The 26,297-nt window shown below is 70.5% G+C and carries 18 protein-coding genes and 1 pseudogene; 11 read left to right on the forward strand and 8 right to left on the reverse strand.

Features of this window, described 5'->3' with window-relative positions; all coding sequences use genetic code 11:
• Positions 1-2: 2 nt before the first annotated feature.
• The 3 genes from KY572_RS06340 to KY572_RS06350 are packed head-to-tail and all read left to right on the forward strand — an operon-like array spanning position 3 to position 3,485.
• Entirely contained in the window at positions 3-485 is a 483-nt protein-coding gene (locus tag KY572_RS06340; RefSeq protein WP_224241395.1) for a response regulator, read from the forward strand.
• A complete protein-coding gene (locus KY572_RS06345; protein WP_224241397.1) occupies positions 467-2,203 on the forward strand; it encodes a hypothetical protein in 1,737 nt (578 codons plus the stop codon). Before KY572_RS06340 ends, KY572_RS06345 begins: the two co-directional genes overlap by 19 nt.
• The gene (locus tag KY572_RS06350; RefSeq protein ID WP_224241398.1) at positions 2,130-3,485 is read left to right on the forward strand and encodes a Dyp-type peroxidase; all 1,356 of its coding nucleotides are present in this window, start codon (positions 2,130-2,132) and stop codon (positions 3,483-3,485) included. The genes KY572_RS06345 and KY572_RS06350 overlap by 74 nt, the downstream gene beginning before the upstream one ends.
• Before the next feature lie 70 nt (positions 3,486-3,555).
• Here the strand turns inward: KY572_RS06350 and KY572_RS06355 are convergent, their stop codons facing one another.
• Both KY572_RS06355 and KY572_RS06360 read right to left on the reverse strand, forming a co-directional pair.
• On the reverse strand, positions 3,556-4,410 hold the full coding sequence (locus KY572_RS06355) for a hypothetical protein (protein ID WP_224241399.1): 855 nt from the start codon (positions 4,408-4,410) through the stop codon (positions 3,556-3,558).
• A gap of 115 nt (positions 4,411-4,525) precedes the next feature.
• Positions 4,526-7,702, reverse strand: a complete 3,177-nt coding sequence (locus KY572_RS06360) for a serine/threonine-protein kinase (protein WP_224241400.1) — start codon at positions 7,700-7,702, stop codon at positions 4,526-4,528.
• A 449-nt stretch (positions 7,703-8,151) separates the two neighbouring features.
• On the opposite strand from KY572_RS06360, the pseudogene KY572_RS06365 reads away from it, so the two are divergent.
• A pseudogene (locus KY572_RS06365) lies at positions 8,152-8,448 on the forward strand (DUF5953 family protein); the annotation flags it as partial.
• Between the two features lie 36 nt (positions 8,449-8,484).
• Here the strand turns inward: KY572_RS06365 and KY572_RS06370 are convergent.
• From KY572_RS06370 to KY572_RS06380, 3 genes are all read right to left on the reverse strand, one after another.
• Positions 8,485-10,605 carry a M3 family metallopeptidase gene (locus KY572_RS06370; protein ID WP_224241518.1) on the reverse strand — a complete coding sequence of 707 codons (2,121 nt, stop codon included), beginning with the start codon at positions 10,603-10,605 and terminating at the stop codon, positions 8,485-8,487.
• Positions 10,606-10,756: 151 nt separating this feature from the next.
• Positions 10,757-11,389, reverse strand: coding sequence for a phosphatase PAP2 family protein (locus KY572_RS06375; RefSeq protein ID WP_224241401.1), 633 nt, complete (start codon positions 11,387-11,389; stop codon positions 10,757-10,759).
• A gap of 1 nt (position 11,390) precedes the next feature.
• Positions 11,391-12,389, reverse strand: a complete 999-nt coding sequence (locus KY572_RS06380) for a beta-ketoacyl-ACP synthase 3 (RefSeq protein ID WP_224241402.1) — start codon at positions 12,387-12,389, stop codon at positions 11,391-11,393.
• A gap of 152 nt (positions 12,390-12,541) precedes the next feature.
• Here KY572_RS06380 and KY572_RS06385 point away from each other — a divergent pair, with 152 nt between their 5' ends.
• Genes KY572_RS06385 through KY572_RS06395 form a run of 3 tightly spaced genes read left to right on the forward strand, consistent with a single transcriptional unit; the run spans position 12,542 to position 16,100 of the window.
• Complete coding sequence (locus KY572_RS06385) at positions 12,542-14,188, forward strand: fatty acid CoA ligase family protein (protein ID WP_224241403.1); 1,647 nt, start codon at positions 12,542-12,544, stop codon at positions 14,186-14,188.
• Positions 14,185-15,213 carry an NAD-dependent epimerase/dehydratase family protein gene (locus KY572_RS06390; RefSeq protein WP_224241405.1) on the forward strand — a complete coding sequence of 343 codons (1,029 nt, stop codon included), beginning with the start codon at positions 14,185-14,187 and terminating at the stop codon, positions 15,211-15,213. Before KY572_RS06385 ends, KY572_RS06390 begins: the two co-directional genes overlap by 4 nt.
• Positions 15,210-16,100: an MBL fold metallo-hydrolase gene (locus tag KY572_RS06395; protein ID WP_224241407.1), complete on the forward strand. Its 891-nt coding sequence runs from the start codon at positions 15,210-15,212 to the stop codon at positions 16,098-16,100. Before KY572_RS06390 ends, KY572_RS06395 begins: the two co-directional genes overlap by 4 nt.
• On the opposite strand, the gene KY572_RS06400 is transcribed toward KY572_RS06395, so the two are convergent.
• The gene (locus KY572_RS06400; protein WP_224241409.1) at positions 16,057-17,082 is read right to left on the reverse strand and encodes an AraC family transcriptional regulator; all 1,026 of its coding nucleotides are present in this window, start codon (positions 17,080-17,082) and stop codon (positions 16,057-16,059) included. The two genes, KY572_RS06395 and KY572_RS06400, sit on opposite strands and share 44 nt — an antisense overlap.
• Positions 17,083-17,374: 292 nt before the next feature.
• On the opposite strand from KY572_RS06400, the gene KY572_RS06405 reads away from it, so the two are divergent.
• Genes KY572_RS06405 through KY572_RS06415 form a run of 3 tightly spaced genes read left to right on the forward strand, consistent with a single transcriptional unit; the run spans position 17,375 to position 21,526 of the window.
• Positions 17,375-18,313: an efflux RND transporter periplasmic adaptor subunit gene (locus KY572_RS06405; RefSeq protein ID WP_224241411.1), complete on the forward strand. Its 939-nt coding sequence runs from the start codon at positions 17,375-17,377 to the stop codon at positions 18,311-18,313.
• 56 nt (positions 18,314-18,369) lie between these two features.
• Positions 18,370-19,317: an HlyD family efflux transporter periplasmic adaptor subunit gene (locus tag KY572_RS06410; RefSeq protein ID WP_224241414.1), complete on the forward strand. Its 948-nt coding sequence runs from the start codon at positions 18,370-18,372 to the stop codon at positions 19,315-19,317.
• The gene (locus tag KY572_RS06415) at positions 19,304-21,526 is read left to right on the forward strand and encodes a peptidase domain-containing ABC transporter (RefSeq protein ID WP_224241416.1); all 2,223 of its coding nucleotides are present in this window, start codon (positions 19,304-19,306) and stop codon (positions 21,524-21,526) included. Before KY572_RS06410 ends, KY572_RS06415 begins: the two co-directional genes overlap by 14 nt.
• A 1-nt stretch (position 21,527) precedes the next feature.
• Here KY572_RS06415 and KY572_RS06420 read toward each other — a convergent pair whose 3' ends face one another.
• Positions 21,528-23,189, reverse strand: coding sequence for a hypothetical protein (locus KY572_RS06420; protein ID WP_224241418.1), 1,662 nt, complete (start codon positions 23,187-23,189; stop codon positions 21,528-21,530).
• A gap of 374 nt (positions 23,190-23,563) precedes the next feature.
• The gene (locus KY572_RS06425) at positions 23,564-24,415 is read right to left on the reverse strand and encodes a hypothetical protein (protein WP_224241420.1); all 852 of its coding nucleotides are present in this window, start codon (positions 24,413-24,415) and stop codon (positions 23,564-23,566) included.
• Positions 24,416-24,561: 146 nt separating this feature from the next.
• Between KY572_RS06425 and KY572_RS06430 the strand changes: the two genes are divergently transcribed.
• Positions 24,562-26,250, forward strand: a complete 1,689-nt coding sequence (locus tag KY572_RS06430) for a M28 family metallopeptidase (protein ID WP_224241422.1) — start codon at positions 24,562-24,564, stop codon at positions 26,248-26,250.
• Positions 26,251-26,297: the final 47 nt, after the last annotated feature.

Raw genomic sequence — 26,297 nt, forward strand, 5'->3', positions numbered from 1 at the left:
CCATGAGCACCATCCTCCTCGTAGACGATGAACAGGAAATGCTCGACCTCTTCACCGAGGTGCTGGAGCAGATGGATCACCGGGTCCTGGGTGCTCGGGACGGGCGCGAGGCGCTCTGCATCGCGCGCGAGGCGTCGCCGGATCTCGTGGTGACCGACTGGAACATGCCGCGCATGAACGGGCTGGAGCTGTGCCACGAGCTGCACTCGGACGAGCAGCTGCGCGACATTCCCATCATCCTGCACAGCTCCGCGGGCAACCCGCGAGCTCCGGGCGTCCAGTTCGTTCCCAAGAGCTGTGCCCTGGACGAGTTCGAGAGGCTGGTGAGCCGGCTGCTCTCCAGCACCCACGCCCAGCGCAAGCTGTCATCTCACGAGCGCGAGGGATCGCGCGCGCCCCCTCTCGCCCAGACGCCCGTGCACGCGGCGAGTCGGGCGTGCAGGTTCAACATGGAAGGCGAGGCGGCATGCTGCACGGCACACTGACCATCGTGAAGCGGATCAGGCCCTCGAGGGTGGCGGCGCTCGAGTCGCTCCTGGGCCAGGTGGATCAGCGCATCCGCCAGGGCCAGGCGCATCCCTTCGAGGGTGTGGACGGGCTCTACTTCGGGCGCTGGGGCATCCTCGCGCCGGGCCCGGACGGAGAGCGGCTGCTGGTGATGGGCCTGGACTTCAGCGCGGAGGACGGGCGCTACCGCAGGCGGCTGGACGAGTTCCTCACGCGGTTCGTGGACACGCTCGCCGAGCGCCGCGGGGAGCCCGGAGCCCGGGCCTTCGAGGCCATCTACCGGAGCTGCGAGGGGTACCCCGCCAAGGGGCTGCGCAAGCCGACGCGGGTGCGCGAGTTCCTCCGGGCGGGCTCCGTGGACTACACGGCGCGCCACGTCGACTTCTCCTACCGGGTGGAGCCGCCCGAGGGCATGCGCCGGCTCCTGGCGCTGGGCGAGGAGATCGAGCGCTACCTGAACGCCTCCAGCCGCAGGCTGGAGGGACTGGCCCGGAGCGAAGCCCGCTGGATCGACCGGGTGCACCAGGAGCTGAACGATCGGCTCGAGTCGCTGCAGGAGCTCCGGCAGGATCCGGAGTGGCGGCGGCGCTGGGCTCGGGCGCGCTTCAGCGCGGCGCGAGCCACCCTCCTCTATCCTCCGTTCCGCTACCTCGTGGCGATGCCCGCGGTGGGCCTCTTCACCGCGCTCGGCTGGGTGGAGAAGCGGCTGCGCGGTGTGCTGCGCCGCCAGTCTCCGGAGGCAGCGCGCGTGGTGGGCCGGCACGGCGCGGCGCTGCCCCGCTACGAGCGGGAGCCCCAGGGGCAGGTGCAGAACCCGATGATCCACGTGGCCACGCTGGTGCCCGGCCTGGGCAGCCGGCTCGCCCTGTGGATGACGCTGCGGAGCGTGAACCTGCGGCTCGCGCGCTACGTGGTCGGCCTCAACCACATCCGCGCCATCCACTGCGCGCGCTGGGTGCTGCTGAAGTCGCGGCGTCCAGGGCGGGGCTCGCTCCTGCGGCCCAGGACGCGCCGGCTGCTGTTCTTCAGCAACTACGACGGCAGCTGGGAGTCGTACATCGACTCGTTCATCGACGACTCCGAGGTGCGCAACTTCCTGGTCAACATCTGGAAGGACACGGAGGACTTCCCCCTGCGCGCGCGCGGCCGGCCCTTCCTGGAGCCCTTCAAGGGGTGGATCCACCAGAAGCAGGTGCGCACGCGCGTCTGGTACAGCACCCACCTCCACGGCCCCGGGGGGCGCATGGAGCCGGCAATCACGGACCTGCACCACCTGCTCCAGTTGAGAGGCCTGCTCGCGCGGGGGGACGTCTCCGCGCCCGACGCGCAGGAGGCGCTGCGCTCCTTCCTGTGCCGAGGTGTCTTCTCTCCCAAGCCCCACATGATGAGGGCGCGGGAGTGGCTGAGCTACATCCTGACGCGACGCGCTCCGCGAGAGCCGGGCCGCCGCCTGACGCAGTGGAGGAAGCCGAATGTTGCGATCCGAGCGCTCCCACGTACCGATGCTCCAGCGCGCCCAGCGGCTGCTGCCGCTCTTCCTGCGCAAGCGGCCACGGCCCGATCCCGGTCGGCCCCAGGCCGACATCCAGGGGATCCTGCTCCATGGGTACAAGACCCAGGACGTGGCGTGCTTCCTGCTGTTGAGGATCGAGGATCCCGCCCGGGCCCGGAGCTGGCTGCGACAGAGCCTTCCTGAGGTGACGAGCGCGGCGGAGAAGACCCCCGAGCAGCTCGCGCACTGGAGGACGAGCGTGAACCTGGCGCTGACCGGCAGCGGCCTGAAGGCGCTGGGGCTGCCCGAGGCGGCGCTGGAGACGTTCCCCTCGGAGTTCCGCGAGGGCATGGCCGCCCGCGCGGACATCCTGGGCGATGAGCAGGAGAGCTCGCCGGAGACATGGGAGTACGGCGGCACCTCCGGCCCGGCCTCCCAGGAGGCGGTGCACCTGCTGCTGATGCTGTACGCGACCACCGAGCAGGAGCTGTCCTCGCTGCTCGCCACGCAGCGCTCGCGGCTCGAGGCGGGGGGGCTGCGGGAGCTCGCCGCGCAGCGGACCGCTCGCATCCGGGATGCCCGGGGCGGCATGGTGGAGCACTTCGGCTTCCGCGACGGCATCTCCCAGCCCGAGATCGAAGGGTTCCGCGAGTCGAAGCACGAGGGCCCAGATCACGGCGCCATCAAGCCGGGAGAGTTCCTGCTGGGCTACGAGAACGAGTACGCGGAGAGCCCCGACGTGCCGAGCGTGCCCGCGGTCCTGGACACGACGGGAGCGCTCCCGGCACAGGCGCACCGGAGGGACTGGAAGGAGCTCGGGCGCAACGGGAGCTACCTGGTCCTGCGCAAGCTCGAGGAGAACGTGGACGCCTTCCAGCACTTCCTCGAGGCCCACAAGGAGCTGGGCGTCGGCGAGAGTGACGAGCAGAAGAAGCAGTGGCTGGCCGCCAAGCTCATGGGGCGGTGGCACAATGGCGCGCCGCTGCGGCCGGGGGAGGATGTGCCGCCCGCGGAGCCCCCGGACGGGCGGCATGGGCACGACAACAGCTTCGGGTTCCGGGAGAACGATCTGGACGGCCATGGCTGTCCGGTGGCCTCGCACGTGCGGCGCGCCAACCCGCGGGACGCGCTGCCTCCCAGCGCGGAGCTGTCGATGCAGGTGAGCCGCCGCCACCGCATCCTGCGCCGGGGCATCACCTACTCCGACGCGAGCGGCAAGGGAGTGCTCTTCATCGCCCTCAACGCGAACATCGCCCGGCAGTTCGAGTTCCTCCAGCAGACGTGGCTGAACAACGGCAAGTTCGGCGGCCGGTATGACGAGCGCGATCCGCTCATGACGCACGGCGCGGGACAGCTGACGTTGCCGCGCCAGCCGCTCCGCCGGTGCGTGGAGGGCATCTCCCGCTTCGTCACGATGAAGGGCGGCGGCTACTTCTTCCTGCCGAGCATCCGGGCCCTGGACTTCCTGGCGCACCTGGAGCCATAGCTTCGCGTCGAACACAGGCCACGCGCTGGTGCGAATCGACACGCCCACCCCCTCGCCCATCCACTGAGGCTCACTGACAGGAGTCTTCCTCGAGCCTCACCCGCACCGTCTGCGGCCACGGCGTGGAGAGCAGATCCGGCCTGCAGCTCCAGAGCCCGTCGTCCCGCACGCAGGACAGGGCGCACGGCCCCACCGTGAGGAGGCCGCACAGCGGCGCATCGTCGCAGATGCGGTCCTCCAGGAGCAGGGGCAGCCCGAGCAGCCCGCACGACTGGGGCAGCAGTCCCTCCCAGCACACGAAGACGCTGAACGCGGGCAGGAGCCCCAGCAGGGGCACGGGCGACGAGAACAGATCGCCATAGGCGGTCGACTCGATGAGGGGGTACTCCGCGCCAAAGGACTGGCTCGCCGAGAGCGCCTCATGGCGGCCCTCCAGGAGGATGGGCACGGACGTCCCGTGGTAGTTCAGCCGCTGGACCATGCACGCCGTCACGTACCGGCGCCCCTCGACGTGAAGGGTGCTGCCGAGCCACGCCGGCGCCAGCCCCCACCACCCCGTGTACAGCTCGCCGGTGACAGGGTCCGTCACCGCCTGCTCCGGGGTGAGGGCGCACTCGACGGCGGAGCGGAGGACCTCGCGACAGTCGCTGGAGACCTGGCTGAGGGGAATGCTCGCCAACGCTCCCCCGCCCTGATCGAGCGCCTGGCCACCGAGGGCTCTCAGCGCCTGCTGCGCGCCATGGGCCCAGAAGCAGGAGGGGCGAGTGCCGTTCGCCCCGTTGGGGGGTGGACGCTCCTCTTCCGTGGCCTGCCTGCGCGACGCGAGGGGAGAGCCTGGCGCGGCCTCCGGCATCTCGGTTCCGCATCCCAGGAGGCCGGTCAGCAATGAAGCAACCCACATGAAGCGCACCTGTGAACTGAACATGAGCCACCTCTGGCCATGGACTCAGACACGGGGGGTCGTGCCGTTCCAATGGCATTGCCATGTTGCAGTCTTTTTGAGGGCTCGGCCTCGCATCGGGGTCGCGGACCAGTGCGGACTAGCGAACAAGCCGCGACGCATCGCCCAGCCAGTTCGCGCTCTCCCGAGCGAGGCGAGGGTTCTTGCGAGCAGCGGTCTCGAAGGCGTCCCGGGCACGCTGTCCCTCCTCGGCGCGGGCTTGCGGTGAGCGGGCCGTCCGCGCCCGCTCGAGGAGGAGGTGCCCCTTCGCCAGCCAGGCCAGGGGGTTGTGGGGGTTCCTGGCGAGCGCCTCATCCACGCGCGCCAGCCCGCCTCGGATGTCCTGCTCGGGGCTCTGGCCCCGCTTCGCGAGCCAGGCCGCGCGCTCGGCATGGAGCTCGGCCGCGAGCTGGTAGGGCGCGGAGTCGTTGCCAGGCAGCGTGAGCAGGGGGCGAAGCAACCCGAAGGCCTGCTCGAAGTGCTCTTCTCGGAGGGCCTCGCTCCGCGTGGCCGCGCGGAGGGCCGTGAGCTCGATGGTCGCCGAGAGCAGCGCGAGCGACGGGATCGGTCCGCTCAGCTCGGAGGCCTGCCTCGCCGCGGCTCGCGCCCGCTCCAGGGCCAGCGATGGATCCGTCCCCTGGCTCAGCGCGTGCTCGGCCTCCAGCAGGCGGCACCGCGCCAGCTCCCGGAGGAGCCACGAGTCCTTCGGGGACTCGCCCGCGGCAGCCCGGATCAGCTCGACGGCCGACTCGAGAGCCCCGCGCGGATCGCGTCCGAGAACGAGCTCCCGCTGGCCGTGGAACCGCCGCGCGCGGGCCTTCCAGAAGACGACCATCCCAGGGCTGAAGTTCGTGCGCGCGAACTGGGACACCGCGCTGGAGAAGGCCTCGAGCACGGCCTGCGCATCGCGTCCACGCGCGAGCTCGGCTTCGAGCCACACCGCCAGCGCCTCCAGGCGGCCTCCGGCGGGCAACGAGAACCGGGAGTCCAGCGCCATGGCCCGCTCGTACTGGCGGACGGCGCTCTCCAGCAGCGGTGTGGCCTCCAGCCCGTGCAAGAGCTGCTCGCGAGCCTCCCGGAGGTAGGCATCCCCCAGCTCGTTCACCGCCCAGGAGAAGCGGGGATCCATCGCGAGGACGCGCTGATACCCCTCGATCGCCGGCTGCATGGAGGCCTCGCGACCCAGGGAGTAGAGCAGCCGCGCGCGCAGGTAGAGGGCCTGGGCCACGGCATGGTGGGCCATGATGTCCCCGGGGCGGGCGCGCACCCCTTCCTCGGCCGCGGCGAGCGCCTCCTCCACGACGGGGATCGTGTCCGCCGAGACGTTGCTCCGCAGGCCATGGAGGCGCGCCATGAGCACGAGCGCCCGTTGCACCAGCGCCCTGCCATCCTTCGAGCTCGCCCGCACCGCGCGATCGCACGCGGCCCTGGCGGCCTCGAACGGCGGGCCGGTGGGCAGGCCCTTGGAGAAGGCCCCCCACCCCATCTTCTCCCACAGCTCGCACTCGGCCCGGTGCACGTCCGGATCGCTGCTGCCGATCTCCGCGGCCACCCGGTAGGCCTGCGCGGCCCGATCGAAGTAGGCCTTCATCTTCTCGTAGTCGAACGCCGCGTCATGCCGGTACCTGCTGCCCTCCGCGTACAGCGCGTCCCCCTCGAGCTTCTTCGGCTCGTACATCCACGGGGCCTTGTCGAACGCGGCCTGGGCCTTGGCGATCGCCTCCTCGCTCCGTCCCTCGTACAGCGCGATCAGCCCCTCGGCGTACTCCGGCACCTCCAGCCTCGAGCCCACCGCGGCGCGCAGGTGCGCGAGCGCCGGCTCACGGATCTCCCGGTCGAGGAGCTCCACCTTCTTCTGGCGCTCCTCCTCGTTGCTGATGCGCCGGGTCTCCTCCAGGGCGTGGCGCAGCAGCTCGCCCAGCGCCCGCCCCAGCGCGTACTGGAGATCCGCCGACGAGTAGCCCGCCGCGAGCGCCTGCTCCAGGTGCTCCCGGGCGCGCTCGGGGCTGCCGAGCGCGAGCTCTCCCAGCCCGAGCGCGTAGTGCCCGGGCCCCTGCCCCGCCCTGCCCGCCTCGCGCATCCGTCGCTCGATCTCCCCGAGCCGGGCGCGCACCACGTCCCGCTCCCGCTCCACGTCATGCAGGGGCAGGCCGTACGCCGTGCGCAGGAACAGCTCCATCTCCTTGACGCTCTCGCCCAGCTCCAGCGCCAGCCGGGCCTGCTCGGCCGCATGTCTCTCCGCCGCGACCCAGACGCCGCCCAGCGCCAGCGCTCCCAGCGCCAGCGTGGCCACCAGCCCCGTGAGCAGCTTGTGCTTGCGCGCCTTTCGCAGGAGGACCTGGGCCCAGGACACGGGTCGGGCCTGGATCAGCTCGCCATCCAGGACGCGCCGCAGATCCTCGGCGAGCGCCCGCGCGGAGTCATAGCGACGCGCCGGAGCGCGCTCCAGGCACTTCATCACGATGGTCTCGACGTCCTTGGGCACGCCCGGCTTCACCGCGCCCAGAAGCGGGACATCCTCGAGCGTCACCATGGCGAGCAGCTTCCACGGATGATCCGAGACGAACGGGGGCCGCCCGGCGATCACGTCGTACAGCGTGGCCCCCAGCGAGTAGACGTCGGTGCGGCGATCCAGCCCGTGCACCTCGCCCAGGGCCTGCTCGGGCGACATGTACGCGGGCGTGCCGATGACCTCTCCGGTCTGGGTCTGGCCCTGATCCTCGAGCTGGCGCACCAGGCCAAAGTCCACGACGTACGGCTTCCACGTGCCGTCCTCGCGCTGCTCGACGAGGATGTTCCCCGGCTTGATGTCCCGGTGGATCATCCCCAGCCGGTGCGCCTCATGCACCGCCGAGGACACTTCCATGAGCAGCTTCACCTGCTGCTCGAGCGTCAGCCGCTCGCGGATGCGCGAGAGCGGCTCGCCATCGATGAACTGCATCACGATGTACGGCTCGCCGTCGGCCTGCCCGGCCTCGTACACGCGGCACACGTGCTCGTGCTGGATGCGCGCCTGGGCCCGCGCCTCCGCGATGAACCGCCGCCCGAGCGCCGGGTTGTTCCCCTTCAAGAGCTTCAGCGCGATGGTGCGCCCCAGCCGGGGGTCCACCGCCCGGTAGACGATCCCCACGGCCCCTTCGCCGGCCAGCCGGATGTCCTCGTACCGCTCGACCAGCGAGGGAGGCAGCGGCCTGCGCTGGGGGGCGGACGGCTCCGGGGCCCTGCCCAGGAGCGTCTCCGCGAGCGGGGGATGGCTCTGGCTGTCGTCCTCGGACATGGGGGCCTCGGACCACGGATGACGCGACGGGACAGACGCTCGAGCTCGAGCGTCAGGGCCACGTTACGCGCCCTCCGTCACCGCTTCCTATAGCGCCGCGGGATGAGATCCGCCGTTCGGAGAGGGGGGAGGGTTACCGCCACCCCAGCTTCGTTCCATGGACACATCCGCTCGTGTCTCGACTCATCTGGGGTGCCCGCAAGATCGCCAGGCTCACTTCGATGAAAGGACGTGGAATGGACTTCCGATCAAGAGGCGCCTGAGACCTACGCTTGGGCGCCTGTGCGCCCACCCGCTGTGCCTGGCACGGGCCTCCCCAACAGCGGGCAGCCAGGGCAGGTTCGCCCCAAGCCCCTGCCGCGGAGCCCTCACAAGCGCGTGTTACCGCCCACCCGGGAGCCGGGACTCTGGGCCGGAGACGCTCCTCGGGCCTCACAGGAACCGGAGGTGTTCCGCCCCGGGGGCTCCCAGCGCTCAACCTTCCCAAGCACCTCCGCTCGCCTGAGATCCCCCACTATCTCGGGTGGCTGAACTACTGGTCGGCAGCCACCGCGCAGACCCTCGGGTTCCCGGACCCTGCCCGCGACGAGGAGCTCCTCTCGCGGGCGTGGCGCACTGCGACGGGCGGGTGGGTCGTTCGGCTCACGGAGACGCCGCTCGATCTCGACGACCCCTCGCACCTGGAAGCGCTCCTGCGCGCCTACGAGCGCTTCCCGGAGATTGGCGGGCGCGCGCCCCCTCGATGAATCACCGGGCCCGAGGCAGAGGGGGGCCGACCCGGGCTACTTCGCCGCCGCCCGGGACACGGGGAAGCCGCGCTTGCGCATCAGCGCGTCGATGCCGGCGTCCTTGCCGCGGAAGGAGCGGTAGGCCTCGGCGGGATCGACCGTGTTGCCCAGGGAGAAGACGTTCTTGCGCAGCCTGTCGGCCACGGCCCGATCGTAGAGCCCGCCGCCCTCGGTGAAGGCCTCGTAGGCGTCCGCCGTGAGGGTGTCGGCCCAGAGGTAGCTGTAGTAGCCCGCCGAGTACCCGTCGCCCGCGAAGACGTGGGTGAACTGCGGCGTGCGGTGCCGCATGACGATCTCCTCCGGCATCCCGAGCGCCTTCAGCGTGTCGCGCTCGAACGCATCCGGGTTGATCTCCTTGGCACCGGCCAGGTGCAGCTTCATGTCCACCAGGGCGCTGGCCAGGAACTCCACCGTGGCGAAGCCCTGGTTGAAGGTGGAGGCCTTCTTGATGCGGTCCACCAGCGCCTGGGGAATGGGCTTGCCCGTCTGGTAGTGAACCGCGAAGCGGTTGAGCACCTCGGGAGTGGAGAGCCAGTGCTCCAGCAGCTGCGAGGGGAACTCCACGTAGTCACGCGGCACGGCGGTGCCGGAGAGCGACGGGTAGCTCACCTGGGAGTTCAGCCCGTGCAGCGCGTGGCCGAACTCGTGGAACAGCGTCTCCGCGTCCTCCCAGCTGATGAGGACGGGCTCGCCGGGCTTGCCCTTCACGAAGTTGGAGTTGTTGGAGACGATGGTGGTGACTTCGCCCTTGAACCGTTCCTGGCTGCGGTAGGCGTTCATCCACGCGCCCGAGCGCTTCCCGGGCCGCGCGTACGGATCGAAGTACCACAGGCCGATGTGCCGGCCGCTGGTCTTGTCCTTCACCTCCCAGACGCGGACGTCGGGGTGGTAGACGGGCACGTTGTCCACCGGCACGAACACGAAGCTGAACAGCTCGCCGGCGACCCAGAACATGCCCTCGCGCAGCTTCTCGAGCTGCATGTACGGCTTCACCTCGTTCTGATCGAGGTCGTACTTCGCCTTGCGCACCTTCTCGGCGTAGTAGCGGTAGTCCCAGGGGGCGATCTTCAGCTTCGCGCCCTCCTTGTTGGCCACCGCCTGCATGTCGGCGACCTCCTCGCGGACGCGAGCGACCGCGGGAGTCCACACCGCCTCCATCAGCGCCATGGCGCGCTCGGGCGTCTTGGCCATGGCGTTCTCCAGCCGCCAGTGCGCATGCGTCGAGTAGCCCAGCAGCTTGGAGCGCTCGGCGCGCAGCTTGAGGATCTCGGAGATGATGGCGTTGTTGTCGCGCGCATCCCCGTTGTCACCGCGGTTGACGTAGTTGCGCCAGACCTTCTCGCGCAGATCCCTGCGGGACGAGTAGGTCAGGAACGGCTCCATGGCGGAGCGCGTGTTGGAGATGGCCCACTTGCCCTTCTGTCCCCGAGCCTCGGCCGCGGCCGCCGCGCCAGCCCGGACGGAGTCGGGAAGGCCGGCGAGGTCCGCCTCGGACTCGAGGATGACGGCGTAGCTCTCCTCGTCCTTGAGGACGTTCTGGCTGAAGGTGGTGAAGAGTGAGGCGAGGCGCTGGTTGATCTCGACCAGGCGCTTCTTCGCGGCCGCGTCGAGCTTGGCGCCGGCGCGGACCATGTCCGTATAGCGGAGCCAGCTCAGGCGCTGCTGCTCGGGGGTGAGCTTCGCCTTCTCGGGCGAGGTGTAGACGGCCTCGATGCGCTGGAAGAGCTTCTCGTTCTGGTTGATCTCGTCATGGAAGGCGGCGAGCTTGGGAGCCATCTCGCGCTCGATGGCCTGGAACTCCGGCCCGTTCATGGTCGAGGACCAGACGCTGTAGATCGTCCGCACGTCATCCAGGGTGCGCCCCAGGTCCTCCAGGGCGGCCAGGGTGTTCTCGAAGTTCGGCGCGGCGGGGTTGTTGGCGATGGCGGCCACCTCCGCGCGGGCCTTGTCCATGGCCGCCTCGAGGGCGGGCTTGAAGAGCTCGACCTTGACCTGATCGAACGCGGGGACGCCGCCGTACGGGCCAGCCCACGGGGCGAGCAGCGGGTTCTGGACCTGCGGACTGGGAGCCTGCTGGCTGGGGGCCTGGGCGGCCGGGGGCTGGGTGTCGTGCATGGAGCTTGGGCCCTCCTGGGCGGGGGTGGTGGCACACGCGGCGGACACGAGGACGGCGGCGCCGGCGCTGGCGAAGAGATGCTTTCGCTTCAAGTGAAACCTCCAGAGGGGACTGGCATGAATTCGCGCAGCAACCCTATAGCCTGCCCGCTCATTCCCCGACCTGGAAGGTTTTCACCTGCGCTCGGGCGGACGAGCGCAGGGGCGCGGTGACCAGGATGCCGACCACCGCGGTGGCCAGGCCACCCAGCAGGTCCAGGAAGTAGTGCTGGCGGGTGGTGATGATGGTGAAGGACGTCAGCGCGAAGGCGATCCACAGCGGCACGGCGACGCGGGGGCGATCCCTCACCAGCCCCCAGCAGGCCACGGCGGGGATGGTGATGTGCCCCGAGGGGAAGCTGCTGTGGGGCGTGTCCACCACGACCAGCAGGTTGTAGGCCGCCATCGAGATGGCATCTCCCTCCACGGAGGACGGGCGGGGATAGGTGGTAGGGAACAGCAGCCAGATCGTGAAGTTCAGCCCGATGGCCACGTAATAGGCCCGCACCGTGTCGCGGAAGATCGTCTCGTCGCGGATGAAGGCCGGCACGCCGACGTCCGCCAGCAGCAGGATGGCGTAGGGCCACACCGTCCAGGCCATGAAGGGCAGCAGCGCGTCCACCCACGTGAGAGGCAGGTACGCGGGCGTCCCCGTGGGGTGGTGGTTGAACCAGAGGTAGGCCGTCGTGTTCACCAGCACCAGCGGGATCATCCGCCGCACGTTGCGCCAGATGTAGCTGGCCATGTCAGTACACCATCGCCAGCGCGCCGATGGACACGCCCGCCGCCGTGCCGGCCAGCAGGATGCGATCGCCCCGGCGGATGCGCCCCGCCTCCACCGCGTCATGGAGCGCCATGGGCAGGGAGGCGGAGATGCAGTTGCCGTGCGTCTGGATGTTCTCCACCAGCCGCTCCTGCTCGAAGCCGCACGCCCGCGCCGCCATGCGCACGGCGAAGAGGCTGGCCTGGTGCGGCACCAGCACGCGGATCTCCTCGGCGGGGAACGGCAGCGACGCCAGGTACTTCGCGATGAAGGGGACGCTGGCCTGCTGCGTGAAGCGGAAGATGGCCGGCCCATCCATGTGGAAGAGGTTCATCTCCGGCGTGGTGGTCGGCGCGTTGGGATGGTTGAGGGTGCCTCCTCCCGTGAGGCAGGCCAGGTCCGCGCCGGCGCTATGGGTGGTGAAGGACGAGGGGTACAGGTGGCTGGGCTCCGTCTCCTCCGCGCGCGTCACCACGGCGGCGGCCGCCCCGTCGCCCATCAGCACGCAGCTCTCCTTCTCATTCCAGTTCAGCCCGACGCTGGCGAGGTCCGCGGACACCACGAGCACGGCGCGGTGCTGCCCCAGCGCCACGGCGTTCGCCGCCACGTCCAGCCCGGTGAGGAAGGACAGGCAGGTGCTGTTCACGTCGAAGCAGGGAATGCCGTGCGCCTCCGGGCCCAGCTCACGCTGGAAGAACACCGCCGTGCAGGGAATGGTCTGCTGCGGCGTCCCCGAGGCGCAGAGGATCAGCCCCACGTCCCCCAGCGTCAGGCCGGCCCGCTGGAGCGCCACCCTCGCCGCCTCGGCGCCCAGGGAGGCAGCCGTCTCGTCGGTGGCGTGCCGGCGCTCGGCGACGCCCGTCTTGCGCTCGATCCACCCGGGCTCCAGACCCAGCCGTGTCTCCAGCTCCGCGCTCGTCACCACCCGCCGGGGCAGGCTCTTGCCCAGCCCCGCGATCTTCACTCGTCGTATCGTGTTCACCCGGTCCTCCGCGGACGAGCGGATGGCCCCAGGCCACTGCTCAATCCGGACCGCTTCCGAGGTGTGCTCGGCCCCTCGATGCGGCCGCGAGTATAGTGCAGCCCTTCGTGCATCGACACGCACATGACTCCCCTCCTCCCCGTGAACCCGCCATGAGCGGCCAGGCTCGAACTCTCCCGCAAGCGCCCCCGATCAATGTGGCGCGCTACCTGGAGCGGCTCGCGACGCACGCACCGACCGCACCGGCCCTGCACCTGGCTCGCACCGGCGAGACGGTGAGCGCGGGAGTGCTCGCCGAGCGTGCGGCCAGACTCTCCCGAGGGCTGGCGGCGAGGGGCGTGGCCCCCGGGGATCGCATCCTCCTCATGGTCCGGCCCGGGCTGGACTTCGTCGCGCTGGCGTTTGGCCTCCTGTCGCTGGGGGCGGTGCCGGTGCTCATCGATCCAGGGATGGGGCGCAAGCGCCTGCTCGATTGCGTGGAGGCGGTGGCGCCGGTGGGCATGGTGGCGGTGCGCCTGCTGCATGCGCTGCGCTGGACCCGGCCGAGCGCCTTCCGGAGCGTGCGCCTGTCCGTATCGCTCGGAGCCTTCCCCGGCACGGTGCGCTACGCCTCGCTGCTGGAAGGCGAGCCGGTCCCCTTCACCGCCGTTGCCCGCCGGGCGGAGGATCCCGCCCTCATCGCCTTCACCACGGGCGCGACGGGCGTGCCCAAGGGCGTCGTCTTTCCCCACCGCGTCCTCGAGGCGCAGGTGGACACGCTGCGAGAGCTGGCCTCGCTTCGGGAGGGTGACTGCTTCCTCGCGCTGCTGCCGCCGCTGGCGCTGCTGGGCCCGGGGCTGGGCTGCTCCGTGGTGCTACCGGACATGGATGTGGCGCGTCCGGCCGCGGTGGATGCGGCCCGGCTGGTGGAGGCCATCCGCCGCTGGCGAGTCACTCTCGGCTTCGGCTCGCCCACGGTGTGGGGCCGCATCATGCGGCACCTGGAGGCCACGGGCGGCACCCTGCCCTCCCTGCGGTTCCTGATGCTCGGCGGCGCGCCCGTGCCCCCGGAGCTGCTCCGGGCCTGCTCGGGGAAGCTGGCGCTCGGACGGGAGGCGCTGACGGCCTACGGCGCCACCGAGGCCCTGCCGCTGACCGGCGTGAGCACCCGCGAGAGCCTGCTCGAGGCGGAGCGGGAGCGCACGGAGCGAGGCTCCCTGGTGGGCCCGCCCGTGCCGGGGGTTTCGGTGCGCATCGTGCCCGTGACGGATGCGCCCCTGGAGCGACTGCCCGCGGCACTGCCTGCCGGCGAGGTGGGCGAGGTGTGTGTCCGAGGTGGCGTGGTGGCCTCCGGCTACTTCGGTCGCCCGGAGGCGGATGCGCTCGCGCAGGTTCCGGATCCCGGGGGCGCCTGGCACCGCATGGGAGACCTGGGCTACCTGGATGAGCAGGGCCGCCTGTGGTTCTGCGGGCGGAAGACCGAGCGGGTGGAGACGCCCGAGGGACGGCTGCTCACCGCGTGCGTGGAGCCGGTGTTCGCCGCGCATCCCCGCGTGGAGCGGGTGGCGCTGGTGGGCGTGGGCGAGCGTCCCCACCAGCGCGCGGTGCTGGTGGTGCAGCCCCGGGCCGGGCAGTGGCCCTGGACGAAGGCGGCCCGAAACACCTTCACCCAGGAGCTGCTCGCGCTCGGAGCCAGATACGCCCAGGCGAGCGGAGTGCGCGACGTGCTGTTCCACCGCGAGCTCCCACTGGACGTGCGCCACCAGGCGAAGATCCTCCGACACGAGCTGTCGCGCTGGGCCGCGGAGAAGCTGAAGTGACGGAGCCACGGGAGGGCACGGGCGAGCAGGAGCGCGGGAGCGAGCCCACGGTGGTGACGGGGGCCACGGGCTTTCTCGGGCGCCACCTGTGCGCCGCGTTGGTCGCCCGGGGAGAGTCCGTGGTGGCCGTGGGCCGGGACTTCTCGCGCTTCCCGCCGCTGGTGGAGCCCCTGTGCCGCAAGGCCGTCACGGACCTGGGAGATGCACGGGCGCTCGAGGCCGCATGCCGGGGAGCGCGAGCCGTCATTCACGGCGCGGCCCTCTCCAAGGCCTGGGGCCGGCGCGAGGACTTCGTGCGAGTCAACGTCGAGGGCACCCGGAACGTGCTGGAGGCCGCGCGCGCGGCGGGCGTCCGGCGCTTCGTGCACATCTCCTCCTCGAGCGTCGTCTTCGAGGGACGGGACGGCTGGAACCTCACCGAGGACGCGCCCCTCCCCTCGCGCTTCCTCGGCGACTACTCAGAGACCAAGGCCCGTGCCGAGGAGCTGGTCCGCGCCGCGCGAGGCATCGAGACGATCATCCTCCGACCGCGAGGGATCTTCGGGCCGGGAGATCCAGGCATCCTCCCCCTGCTGGTGGCGAGGGCCCGAGCGAAGCGGCTATCCATCATCGGCTCGGGAGACAACGTGCAGGACTTCACCTACGTGGAGAACGTGGTCCACGCGGCGCTGCTGGCGAGAGATGCGGCTGGCGTCTCGGGGCGCACGTACTTCATCACCAACGGAGAGCCCATCCGGGTCTGGGACTTCATCCGTCGGGCACTGGAGGGGCTCGGGATCGCGCCTCCCACGCGACGCGTTCCCCTGGCGGTGGCGCGCACCGTGGCGGCCGGACTGGAGGCGCTGTACCGCCTGGTGCCGGCCCTGGGAGAGCCGCCGCTCACGCGCTACACGGTGTCCCTGGTGGGAGTGAACCAGACGCTGGACATCACGGCCGCGCGGCGGGAGCTGGGCTACGCGCCCCGAGTGAGCCTGGACGAGGGCCTGGCGCGCACGCTGGCCGCCTTCCGCGAGGAGCACGCATGAGCCGGGTCCGCATGGAGGTGAGATACGCGGGGCGCTGCTTCCACCCCGAGGCCATGGTGGTGCGCGGAGCGCCGCTCCGGCCCGCGGCGTTCCCGGCCCTCTTCGCGATCCTCCGCCACCCGGAGGGCGGCGTGGCGCTCTTCGACACGGGGTATACGCCGCGCTTCCTCGCGGCCACCGCCACCTTCCCCGCGAGCCTCTACCGTCGCCTGACTCCCATGCGGCTGGAGACGGGCGAGACGGCCGTGGCCCAGCTCGCGGCCCTCGGCATCCCACCCCACGAGGTGCGGACCGTCATCCTCAGCCACTTCCACGCGGACCACATCGCGGGGGCGCGTGACTTCCCGCGGGCTCGCTACCTGGCCACGCGTGAGGCCTACGCGGCCGTGAGCGAGCGAGGTGCCCTCGGACGTCTGCTGCGCGGCTTCCTCCCGGATCTGCTCCCCGAGGACTTCGAGCAGCGCGCCATGCTGCTGGAGCCGGAAGACTTCACCGGAGCTCCTGTCGCCGACTTCGGCGCCACGTACGATCTCTTCGGCGATGGCAGCGCGCGATTGGTCCGCCTGCCGGGACATGCCGCCGGGCAGCTCGGGCTGTGGGTGCACACCGAGGAGGGCCGCCGTGCCTTCCTGGTCGCGGACGCGGCGTGGACCTCGCGCTCGTTCCGGGAGCTGCGCCCACCGAATCCCGCCGCGAACCTCATCGTCGACAGCGCCCGGGAGACCCGACGCACGCTGGAGGCCCTCCACGCGCTGTCCCTGAGGGAGCCCGGACTGGAGATCATCCCCTCGCACTGCTCCGAGTGGCACCAGGCCCACGCGGCAACCCCTGAGCCAACACGGCTCAGCCCGCTGGAGCGTGCTGGCGGCGGTACTCGCCGGGAGTAGTCCCCGTCCAGCGACGGAAGGCCCGGTAGAACGCGCTCAGCTCCGTGAAGCCGGCGATGAAGGCCACCTCGATGATCTCCATGCTGCTGGCGGTGATGTAGTGCTCCGCCACCTCGCGCTTGACGGCATCGAGCTCCGCGGTGAACGACGTGCCCTCCTGCTGAAGATCCCGCTGGAGGGTGCGCGGGCTGGCGCTGATCGCCGCCGCCACCTCCTCCAGTGACGAGCGCCCTTCCGGGAGCAGATCGACCAGCACGGCTCGAACCCGCTCGCGGAGCGTCCGGGGCTTCACCTTCCGCAGCAGCGCATCGGCGTGGCGCTGCATCACCGAGAGGAGCACCTGATCCCGCTCGCGGAGCGGCAGGTCCAGCAACGAGCTCGGAAGGACGATCTCGTCGAGAGAGCAGCCGAAGCGCACCGGACCGCCCAGGATGCGCTCGCGCTCGGCATGCGGCTCGATGGGGGGATGCCGGAAGCGGACCTCCTGAGGGCTCCAGGGCGTCAGCGTGGACTCCCGCCCGGCCCTGAGCACCATGCCCGCGTAGAACTCGGACAGCTGAGGCAGGCGCGGAGCTGCGCGTCCCTTGATACCCCAGCGGACGAACGCCTGGGGGCCGCGCACCTCCAGCTCCATCTCCAGGCAATCGTTGATCAGCGGGATGTAGCGCACGAGGCGCTCGAAGGCGGAGCGCAGGGTCGGGCTGGCGCGGAACAGATAGAGGTTGATGCCAGCGGCCGTGAGCCGCATGCGCTCGACCATGTGCAGGGCGATCGTGGAGTCACCCGAGTGCCGCTCCAGCTCGCGAAAGATCCCCAGCGCGGGGGCCAGCGGAAGACGGCCGTCATGAGCCTGGAGCGACGCGGGATCGATCCCCACCGTGCGCAGGAGCGCCTCGTGCGAAATGCCCATTGTTTCAATGGCTTCGACCAGGGTGGCCACGGCCTGTATGGAGACGGTGCCCTCTCGCATGGTGGGCATCATACCCCTTCGTTCCGGTGGCTCCCGCGGCACGGAACCACCTCACGGACCTCACATGTCACCCTCTGTCCCCCCATGGCTGCCTGGGCCCGTCTGCTCTAGGTGCTCCTTTTCGGTCTGACTGCGTGTGCCACCGCTGGGGAAGAGCGTCCTGCGCGGCGACTGAGCGCCCGGTCGCAAGGCTCCCTGCGCCCGAGGAGCGGCGCGCCTCCGTCACAACCCGCCCGAGCCACCTCCCTCCCCTTGGATCTGCCAGGGAGCGCACCGGATGGAGCGATGGGGATGGACACGGAGGATGGCGCTGACTTTCTGCTGCCTGGGCGGGCTCGCGGCCACGTCGCCCGCCACGGCAGCGGAGGCCCGGCGCGGGGAGGTTCCATCGCCCGTCCCGGCGTCGGACGGTGGGGCTCCCCGCGCGGGCGTTTCCGCGGCCTTCCTGGGCGTCGTCATCCCGCATGACTCGGTGGACCTGACCTCGAAGTTCGAGGGCCGGCTGGAGGAGCTGACCGTCGACGTGGGAGACGCCGTCCGCGAGGGCGACGTCCTGGCGCGGCTGGACGTGCGCCCGCTGGAGCAGGATCTGGCGGCCGCGCGGGCCACGCTGCAGGGCTCACGAGCGGAGGAGCAGGCCGCCGGCCTGGCGCTCGCGGAGGCTCGTGAGAAGAAGCAGCGGTACTTCACCCCGCGCTCCCTGGAGCTGGGGGTCTACTCCCAGGAGGAGCTGGCCAGGATCCGCTACCAGGAGAACACGGCCCTGGCGCGCCTGGAGGCGGCCCGGGCCCGGACGCGGGAGCAGCAGGCGCGCGCCAAGGAGCTGGAGCAGAACGTGAGCGAGGCCACGCTCGTGGCGCCCTTCGATGGCGTCGTGGCCACGCGGCCCGTGAGCCCGGGGGCGCGAGTCGCCGCGGGACAGCCGGTCCTCCGCGTGCTGGGCACGGGAGGCCAGAAGATCCGCTTCGCCGTCCCCGAGGAGGAGGCACGTCGGCTCGCGCCCGGCTCGCCGCTGCGGCTGACCGTCGAGCAACCGGCGGTGACGCTCGCCGGGCACGTGGAGAGCATCACTCCCGAGGTGGACGCGGCGGCCCGCCTGGTCTTCGCCGTCGCCGCCTTCGACGCGCCGCCACCGGAGACGGTCGCCACCGGCATGGTGGCCCGGGTCCGGCCGGGCCCGGCGCAGGGGAACGTCGTGCAGCTCGAGTCCGGCGGCCCCACCCCGACGCGGAGCGGGCCGTAGGCCTTCACCGCGAGCCGGAGCACGTGCCCCCGCACGGCCGGCCAGGAGCAAGAGACATGGAAGCCGTTCGCTCGAAGATCTTCCGAGAGGAAGCGCTGCGCCATCACGAGGGCGCGCAGCAGGACGGAGACGTCCTGCGCATCTCCCCGTCGTGGACCCGGTGGACGTACTGGACGCTGCTGGGGCTGCTGCTCGCGGCGCTGGTGTACTCGCTGCTGGGCACGCTGCCGGAGTACGCCTCCGGGCCGGCCATCGTGAAGGTGGAGGGCCAGAGCCACCTGACCGTGGACCTGCCGGGCATCGTGTCGAGCGTCGAGGTCCGCCCCGGGCAGCGGGTGGAGCAGGGGCAGGCGCTGGTCAGCTTCCACTCGCAGGAGGAGACGGTCTCGCTGGAGCGCATCGAGCGCGAGTTCGATCTCCAGCTCATCCGGGTGCTGAGGGATCCCTCGGACGAGAGCGCGCGGCAGACGTTGACCTCGCTGCGCGCGGAGCGAGAGCTGGCCATGGCGCGGCAGCAGGCGCGGACCCTGCGGGCGCCCCAGGCGGGCGTGGTGAGCGATCTGCGGATCCGCCCTGGCCAGTATGTGACGCCCGGGCAGAGCGTCGTCTCCGTGGTGGGCGACGACGTGACGGTGTCGCTGGTGGCGCTGCTGCCGGGTGGCTATCGGCCGACGCTCGAGCGGGGGCGCTCGCTGCGGGTGGAGCTGAGCGGCTTCCACCACGAGTACCACACCTTCAGCATCGACTCGGTGGGAGACCAGATCGTCGGGCCGGCCGAGGTGCGGCGCTTCCTGGGCCCGGAGATCGCGGACGCGCTGGAGCTCGAGGGGCCGATGGTGCTGGTGAGGGCGCGGCTCCCCTCCTCCACGTTCACGAGCAAGGGCCGGACCTTCAACTACTTCGACGGGATGTTGGCGCGAGCGGACGCGCGGGTGCGTGCGGAGCGCATCCTCGTGGCGCTGGTGCCGGGCCTGAAGGGAGCCATGGGACATGAGGACCGCTGAAGCAAACGTCGTAGGGCTGGCCGACCGCTTCCCGGCCCTGCGCAACCTCCAGGCGCGGGTGAAGGGTCGCATCCCGATCGTCCGCCAGCTCTCGGAGACGGAGTGCGGCGCGGCCTGCATCGCCATGGTGCTGGGCTTCCACGGCCGGCCGGTGCGGCTGGAGGAGGTGCGGCAGTCCATGGGGGTGGCGCGGGACGGAGTGTCGGCGCTGGACATCCTGCGCACGGCGCGCACGTTCGGGCTGCGCGGGCGCGGCGTGTCCATCGACGAGGAGGCGCTGAAGTACCTGCCGCCGGGCACCATCCTGCACTGGCAGTTCTCGCACTTCGTGGTCTTCGAGCGCCTGGGCAAGGACGCTGTCCACCTGGTGGACCCGGGCCAGGGCCGGCGGCGCGTGCCGATGGAGCGCTTCCGCCAGTCCTTCACGGGCGTGGCCCTGCTGCTGGAGCCTGGGGAGAACTTCGAGACGGGCAAGGCGCGGCCGCGGAACGCCTCGCGCTACGCGCTGCAGGTGCTCCAGCAGTCGCACACGCTGACGCGGGTGCTGGTGATGTCGCTGGTGCTCCAGCTCTTCGCGCTGGCCATCCCCGTGCTCACGGGGCTGGTGGTGGACCGGGTGGTCCCCCGAGGGGACGTGCACCTGCTGGGCGTGGTGGCGGCGGGGCTGATCGCGCTGACGGGCTTCCAGTTCCTCACGACGCTCATCCGCAGCCACCTGCTGCTGGAGCTGCGCACGCGGCTGGACTCGAACATGACGCTGGGCTTCGTGGAGCACATGGTGGGGCTGGCCTGGTCCTTCTTCCAGGTGCGGGCGGCGGGCGATCTGCTGGCGCGGCTCAGCAGCAACGCGACGGTGCGGGAGATCCTCTCCTCCAGCGCGATCTCGGGGCTGCTCGACGGCGCGCTCGTGGTGCTCTACCTGGTGCTGATGTTCGTGGTGAGCCCGGTGCTGGCGCTGATCGTCCTGGGGCTGGGGCTGTTGCAGGTGCTGATCCTGGTGTTCTCCACGAAGCGACAGCGCACGCTGATGTCGGAGAGCCTGGAGGTGGAGGCCAAGAGCCAGAGCTACCAGGTGGAGATGCTCACGGGCATCCAGACGCTCAAGGCGTTCGGCGTGGAGCACCAGGCGGTGCAGCGCTTCTCGGAGCTGTTCGTGAACGTGCTCAACGTGTCGCTGCGGCGGGGCCGGCTGACGGCCTGGGTGGAGGCGCTCAACGGGTGCCTGCGCGTGGCGGCCCCGCTGGTGCTGCTGAGCTTCGGCGCGCTGCAGGTACTGAGCGGGAAGATGACGCTGGGGACGATGCTGGGGATGACCGCCCTGGCGGGCGCGCTGCTGGTGCCGCTGTCCAACCTGGTGAGCACGGGCAGCCAGCTCCAGCTCCTGGGCAGCTATGTCGAGCGCATCGATGACGTCTTCGACACGCCGCCCGAGCGGGATCCGGCGAAGCCCGGCCAGCCGGCCCGGCTGAAGGGCGGCATCGAGCTGGATCGCGTCTCGTTCCGCTACGCGCCCACGTCACCGCTGGTGGTGAAGGATGTCTCGGTCCAGATCCAGCCGGGGCAGTTCGTGGCCATCGTGGGACGCTCGGGGGCGGGCAAGAGCACGCTGGCCAACCTGCTGCTGGGCCTGTACCTGCCCACCGCGGGGCGGGTCCTCTATGACGGCGCGGATCTGGGCGATCTGGATCTGCAGTCGGTGCGCGGCCAGATGGGCGTCGTCCCGCAGGAGCCGGCCTTCTTCAGCACCACGCTGCGGGCGAACATCGCGCTGAGGGATCCCACGCTTCCCATGGAGCCCATCATCGAGGCGTCCCGGCTGGCGAGGCTCTACGATGACGTGATGGCGATGCCGATGGGCTACGACACACCGCTGGTGGATCGCGGCGCGTCCCTCTCTGGCGGACAGCGTCAGCGGCTGGCGCTGGCCCGGGCGCTGGTGCACAACCCGGCTGTGCTGCTGCTGGACGAGGCGACGAGTGCGCTCGACGCCATCACGGAGAGCCAGGTCCAGCAGGCGCTGGCCTCCCTGCGCTGCACGCGCATCGTCATCGCGCACCGGCTGAGCACGGTGGTGGACGCGGATCTGATCCTGGTGATGAATGACGGCCAGCTCGTGGAAGCTGGCCGTCACGAGGAGCTGCTCTTGCGGCGGGGGGCCTACGCCGAGCTGGTCCGAGCCCAGATCGAGAAGACCGGTCGCCTCGAGTGAATCAGCCGTTCCGCTCGGCCGAGTGGAACTTGGTGAAGAGCTGGCCCCAGATGAGGTCCTCGCTGCCGCCCTTCTTCGACAGCTCGCGCGCCTCGTTCTTCCACACCTCGCGCTCGCGGGGCGTCAGCTTGCGGCCGACGCTGCTCTCCAGGTGGTTGAGCACCCGGTCCAGCGCGGCCTCGCTCAGCGTGGCGCCCTCCGCCGGCGTCTCCGCGGCCGCGCCCGGCAGCACATCCACTCCGCGCCCGGTGTTCTGCTGCGCCGAGTGGAACTTGGTGAAGGCCTGGCCCCAGATGAGGTCCTCGCTGCCACCCTTCTTCGACAGCTCGCGCGCCTCGTTCTTCCACACCTCGCGCTCGCGGGGCGTCAGCTTGCGGCCGACGCTGCTCTCCAGGTGGTTGAGCACCCGGTCCAGCGCGGCCTCACTCAGCGTGGCCCCCTCCGCCGGCGTCTCCGCGGCCGCGCCCGGCAGCACATCCACTCCGCGTCCGGTGTTCTGCTGCGCCGAGTGGAACTTGGTGAAGGCCTGGCCCCAGATGAGGTCCTCGCTGCCACCCTTCTTGGACAGCTCACGCGCCTCGTTCTTCCACACCTCGCGCTCGCGGGGCGTCAGCTTGCGGCCGACGCTGCTCTCCAGGTGGTTGAGCACCCGATCCAGCGCGGCCTCGCTCAGGGTGGCGCCCTCGGCCGGCGTCTCGGCAACCGCGCCCGGCAGCACATCCACTCCCCGTCCGGTGTTCTGCTGTGCCGAGTGGAACTTGGTGAAGGCCTGACCCCAGATGAGGTCCTCGCTGCCGCCCTTCTTGGACAGCTCGCGGGCCTCGTTCTTCCACACCTCGCGCTCACGAGGCGTCAGCTTGCGGCCGACGCTGCTCTCCAGGTGGTTGAGCACCCGGTCCAGCGCGGCCTCACTCAGGGTGGCGCCCTCCGCCGGCGTCTCGGCGGCCGCGCCCGGCAGCACATCCACTCCGCGTCCGGTGTTCTGCTGCGCCGAGTGGAACTTGGTGAAGGCCTGGCCCCAGATGAGGTCCTCGCTGCCGCCCTTCTTGGACAGCTCACGCGCCTCGTTCTTCCACACCTCGCGCTCGCGGGGCGTCAGCTTGCGGCCAACGCTGCTCTCCAGATGGTTGAGCACCCGGTCCAGCGCGGCCTCACTCAGCGAGGCACCCTCCGCCGGCGTCTCGGCGGCTGCGCCCGGCAGCACATCCACTCCGCGCCCGGTGTTCTGCTGCGCCGAGTGGAACTTGGTGAAGGCCTGGCCCCAGACGATGTCCTCACTGCCACCCTTCTTGGACAGCTCGCGGGCCTCGTTCTTCCAGACGTTGCGCTCGTTGGGCGTCAGCTTGCGGCCGATGCTGCTCTCCAGGTGGTTGAGCACCCGGTCCAGCGCGGCCTCACTCAGCGTGGCACCCTCGGCCGGCGTCTCCGCGGCCTGACCGGGCAGGACCTCCTTGAAGGGGCGGGCCTGCGTCTCGGCCAGCGCCATGGGAGCAGCGCGAGTCGTCTCGAAGCCATCCTGCCGCGGTGCGGCAACCTGCGCCTTGGTCGCCGTCATCTGGCGCAGCAGGGTCTGGGTCGTCCGCAGGCTCTCCAGCGGAGAAGACGGGGTGCTGCGCTGCGTCGTGGGGGTGGTGGGCTTCGTCAGGCTGCGAATGGTGCTCATGGGCAGGGGCCTCGAAGTGGGGGCTTCAACTGGCACGGGGACTTGGGGTCCGAAAGAATTATCTCATCGACAATTCAAGAGTTGCGGTTGACTTCCCAATTCCTGTCACGCCACGACTGTCCCTGATCTGGGACAGTGACTGTCTTACTCCCAGCGAGCCCCTGAAGCCTCGCGCCAGGGCGACTGTCCCTCTTCTGGGACAGGTGCTCTCGCGGCGCCGGAGAGTGTCCCTGATCTGGGACAGGTGCTATCTCAGACACCAATAACAATAGCCAGACATGCCCTGCTCGGAGTTCGCGACCCTCGCCCACATGAGAGGGATAAAGACAGACGATGCAGCTGGAGCGGGCGCGGCCTTCGGGAACCCCGCGGGCTCAGTCCCCCATCGGCAACCGGTAGATGAAGCCCAGGGTGACGCTGGCCGTATCCAGCCAGTTGCTGCTGTAGCCGTCGCCCAGGCCCATCGCGGCCTCCTGCTCGTCCGTGCCGCGTGCGCCACCCCCCAGGTAGCGAAGATTGAGGAACACATCCATCGTACGAGTGAGACGCATCCCGGCGCGCGCGCTCGCATCCAGGATCGCGGCGTCGAAGCTATCCGCCTCATTGTTCCGATTGAGCAAGCCCCCGGAGGCATAGATTCCATCCACCTCCAGCCCGAGCCATGCCCCCGAGCTGAAGGTGTAGCGTCCACGCACCTTCAGTGCGGGCACGGGCCCGACATCCCGGCTGGACCAGCGCCGAAGGCCATCCGCCGAGGTGAAGGTGAGCGCCGCGTTGCGCAGCTGCAGCGAGGCGCCCACCGCCAGCTCCCACTCCGCCCCCGCGAGCAAGTCGTAGAGGTAGCTCGCCCGCCAGAACGAGAAGCCATAGCGGACGTCCAGGGGTGTCCCCGCTGGGAAGCTGTTGTCGAAGAAGGAGATGTCACGCGACAGCACCGTCTCGCCCCGCAGATCGATCGGCTGGTACAACAGCACGGCGGTGTGCCGCCCGCGCCACGAGAGCTCCGCGCTCAGCCGGGTGGAGAGGAAGAGGTTGTCCTGGCCTCCCTCCTCGGTGAAGCGGAAGAGCGAGCCGCCCTGTCCGTAGCGGACCGAGTTGGCGTGCACATCCAGGAAGCCCAGCTCGCCCACGATGCTTGCCTGGAAGCGCGGCTCGGGCGGAGCCTCCTGCGCGGATGCAGCGGTGGAAAGGCCCAGCAGCACGACCAGCGGGATGAAGCGCTCCATGGTTCCTCCTCGTGAGAGGCGTCACCTGATAAGCCCGAGCGATCCACCGCACGCGGTTTTCTCCCCGAGTGTTCGCAGGTCCCCACCTCCGCCGCCGGGTTACGTCTGTTTCCAGAGGCTCCGGCTCGTCCTAGGGTCCACTGTCCATGGCTCCCTGGAACGCTTCGAAGCATGCCCGCCTCTCCGCGCTCGCCGTCGCCACCCTCCTGCTGGGCTCGAGGGCCGTGCAGGCACAGGACTCGGGTCCCATCGATCCGGCCCGGCTGTCGCAGAGCGTCAAGGTGCTCGCCTCCGACGAGTTCCTGGGCCGGGCGCCAGGCGGGCCGGGCGAGAAGAAGACCCTGGAGTACCTCATCCGTCGGTTCCAGGAGGCGGGGCTCGAGCCCGGCGGCGAGAACGGTGGCTGGACGCAGAAGGTCCCGCTGATCCGCTTCCAGATGGGAGACAAGCCCACCCTGAGGCTGACCGCTGGCGGCAAGACGACTTCGCCGCGGCAGGGCCAGGAGGTGATGGTCAACACCCAGCGGCCCGTGAAGCGCGTGAAGATAGACAAGGCCCCGCTGGTGTTCGTCGGCCACGGCGTCTCCGCGGCCGAGCGCGACTGGGATGACTTCAAGGGGACCGATCTACGGGGAAAGATCGCCGTCTTCCTGATCAACGATCCCGACTTCGAGGCCAGGGAAGGCGAGGCCGTCCGTGGGAAGTTTGGCGGACAGGCGGCCACGTACTACGCCCGCTGGACCTACAAGTTCGAGGAAGCAGCCCGGCGTGGCGCCATCGGAGCACTGATCGTCCACGAGACACCGGGCGCGGGCTATGGCTGGTCCACCGTCATCGCCGGCAACGGACAGAGCTTCGACATCGTCCGGGCCCAGCCAGACAAGGAGAAGGTCCTCATGCAGGGCTGGCTCCAGCGCGACGCCGCGGTCGCGCTCTTCGCCCGCTCGGGGTTGGACCTCGAGAAGCTGAAGGTCGAGGCGCGCAAGGCCACCTTCACCCCCATTCTCCTGAAGGGCGCCAGCCTCTCCGCCGACTACGGCCTGACCCATACGCGCGCTGACAGCCACAACGTGATTGGCCGCCTGCCAGGAACGAAGCGCCCCCATGAGTCGATCATGTACGCCGCCCACTGGGATGCCTATGGGCTGGGGCCGCCGGATGCCTCGGGCGACGAGATCCGCCGCGGCGCCGTGGATGACGCCATCGGCCTGGCGGGCATGATCGAGATCGCACGTGCCTTCCAGAAGGGGCCTCGGCCCGAGCGCTCGCTCCTCTTCGCCGCCTGGACCGCCGAGGAGCCGGGCCTGCTCGGCTCGGAGTACTACGGCGCACACCCGCTCCAGCCCCTGGAGACCCTGGTGGCGAACATGACCATGGATGTCCTGCAGACGGCGGGCCCGTCCCGGGATGTGGTGCTGGTCGGCCACGGCCAGAACGATCTGGAGGACGAGCTCGTCAAGGCCGCCGCGCGGCAGGGGCGCACCGTGACGCCCGACGCCAGGCCCGAGCGGGGCCTGTTCTATCGCGCCGACCACTTCTCACTGGCTCGACGCGGTGTGCCAGTGTTGCTGCTCATGGGACTGGGCGGGGGGCATGACCTGGTGAATGGAGGCAGGGAGGCTGGCGACCGGTGGGTCGCCGAATACACCGCTCGCTGCTACCACCAGCCCTGCGACGCGTGGAGCGCCGACTGGGATCTGCGCGGTGCCGCCCAGGATGTGCAGCTGCTCCATGAGATCGGCCGCGAGCTGGCCTCGTCGAGCCGCTGGCCGGAGTGGAAGCCGGGCTCCGAGTTCGACGCGGTGCGCGACCGCTCGGCTGCCTCGCGGAAGTGATCGGCGGCACACAGAGCAGGCCATCACTCCACACCAGGACACACCCC

Origin of the sequence: Hyalangium gracile (assembly GCF_020103725.1) — a bacterium.
Taxonomy (GTDB): Bacteria; Myxococcota; Myxococcia; order Myxococcales; family Myxococcaceae; genus Hyalangium; species Hyalangium gracile.

Bases quoted from the DNA above. Each gene is read 5' to 3' on its own strand.
- KY572_RS06340 (WP_224241395.1), top strand. From the start codon at position 3: ATGAGCACCATCCTCCTCGTAGACGATGAACAGGAAATGCTCGACCTC.
- KY572_RS06345 (WP_224241397.1), top strand. From the start codon at position 467: ATGCTGCACGGCACACTGACCATCGTGAAGCGGATCAGGCCCTCGAGG.
- KY572_RS06355 (WP_224241399.1), bottom strand. From the start codon at position 4,410: ATGTTCAGTTCACAGGTGCGCTTCATGTGGGTTGCTTCATTGCTGACC.
- KY572_RS06360 (WP_224241400.1), bottom strand. From the start codon at position 7,702: ATGTCCGAGGACGACAGCCAGAGCCATCCCCCGCTCGCGGAGACGCTC.
- KY572_RS06370 (WP_224241518.1), bottom strand. From the start codon at position 10,605: ATGCACGACACCCAGCCCCCGGCCGCCCAGGCCCCCAGCCAGCAGGCT.
- KY572_RS06375 (WP_224241401.1), bottom strand. From the start codon at position 11,389: ATGGCCAGCTACATCTGGCGCAACGTGCGGCGGATGATCCCGCTGGTG.
- KY572_RS06385 (WP_224241403.1), top strand. From the start codon at position 12,542: ATGAGCGGCCAGGCTCGAACTCTCCCGCAAGCGCCCCCGATCAATGTG.
- KY572_RS06395 (WP_224241407.1), top strand. From the start codon at position 15,210: ATGAGCCGGGTCCGCATGGAGGTGAGATACGCGGGGCGCTGCTTCCAC.
- KY572_RS06400 (WP_224241409.1), bottom strand. From the start codon at position 17,082: ATGATGCCCACCATGCGAGAGGGCACCGTCTCCATACAGGCCGTGGCC.
- KY572_RS06405 (WP_224241411.1), top strand. From the start codon at position 17,375: ATGGCGCTGACTTTCTGCTGCCTGGGCGGGCTCGCGGCCACGTCGCCC.
- KY572_RS06410 (WP_224241414.1), top strand. From the start codon at position 18,370: ATGGAAGCCGTTCGCTCGAAGATCTTCCGAGAGGAAGCGCTGCGCCAT.
- KY572_RS06415 (WP_224241416.1), top strand. From the start codon at position 19,304: ATGAGGACCGCTGAAGCAAACGTCGTAGGGCTGGCCGACCGCTTCCCG.
- KY572_RS06420 (WP_224241418.1), bottom strand. From the start codon at position 23,189: ATGAGCACCATTCGCAGCCTGACGAAGCCCACCACCCCCACGACGCAG.
- KY572_RS06425 (WP_224241420.1), bottom strand. From the start codon at position 24,415: ATGGAGCGCTTCATCCCGCTGGTCGTGCTGCTGGGCCTTTCCACCGCT.
- KY572_RS06430 (WP_224241422.1), top strand. From the start codon at position 24,562: ATGGCTCCCTGGAACGCTTCGAAGCATGCCCGCCTCTCCGCGCTCGCC.